Genomic DNA, 680 nt, shown 5'->3' with positions numbered 1-680 from the left:
CACACACTTAGGGTAGTAGTAAAACTCATCAAACACAGTAGTAAGTGCTTGAACTTATAGCCGTCAAGGTTATAGGGACAAGTGAATAAGTGCACATGGTGGATGCCTTGGCGATTACAGGCGATGAAGGACGTAGTAGTCTGCGATAAGCTTCGGGGAGCTGACAAACAAGCATTGATCCGAAGATTTCCGAATGGGGAAACCCGGCCTTTTAGGTCATCACTCACTGAATACATAGGTGTGTGAAGCGAACGCGGCGAACTGAAACATCTAAGTAGCTGCAGGAAAAGAAATCAACCGAGATTCCCAAAGTAGTGGCGAGCGAAATGGGAAGAGCCTGTACGTGATAGTCGTTTGGATAATGGAACAGATTGGAAACTCTGGCCATAGCGGGTGATAGCCCCGTACATGAAATCCAAGCGGTGGTACTAAGCGTACGACAAGTAGGGCGGGACACGAGAAATCCTGTCTGAACATGGGGGGACCATCCTCCAAGGCTAAATACTCGTAATCGACCGATAGTGAACCAGTACCGTGAGGGAAAGGCGAAAAGAACCCCGGGAGGGGAGTGAAATAGATCCTGAAACCGTGTGCATACAAACAGTCGGAGCCTCGTAAGGGGTGACGGCGTACCTTTTGTATAATGGGTCAGCGACTTACATTCAGTGGCGAGGTTAACC

The 680-nt window shown here is 48.8% G+C and carries 1 rRNA gene; it reads left to right on the top strand.

From position 1 onward, the window contains the following. Positions 1-75: 75 nt before the first annotated feature. A 23S ribosomal RNA gene (locus AC1RTP_RS28515) occupies positions 76-680 on the top strand; the annotation flags it as partial.

This window comes from Pseudoduganella sp. GW821-FHT11H04 (assembly GCF_058807935.1).
This window is presented reverse-complemented; position numbering and strand designations above follow the sequence as displayed.